The following is a 283-nucleotide window of genomic DNA, read 5'->3' on the forward strand; positions in this document are numbered from 1 at the left end:
CAGGTCAACACCCAAGCCAATCCCTACTTGATTTGATGACTATTTATGAAGAATTTGGAACTTTTGAAGGCTTGAAGATTGCCATTGCAGGTGATATTACACACTCACGGGTTGCTAAGTCCAATATGCAAATTTTGAAGCGTCTGGGAGCTGAGATTTTCTTTGCTGGACCGGAGGAATGGTACGCAGAGGAATTTGATGTCTATGGTCAGCATTTGAATATTGATGATATTGTGGAAACGGTAGATGTACTGATGTTGCTTCGTGTGCAACACGAGCGTCA

1 pseudogene is annotated in these 283 nt (G+C 42.4%); it reads left to right on the top strand.

Annotated elements, in window-relative coordinates:
• Positions 1-283, top strand: a pseudogene (locus tag C1E99_RS12705) (aspartate carbamoyltransferase); the annotation flags it as partial.

Origin of the sequence: Streptococcus suis (genome assembly GCF_002964045.1) — a bacterium.
Lineage (GTDB): Bacteria > Bacillota > Bacilli > Lactobacillales > Streptococcaceae > Streptococcus > Streptococcus suis_U.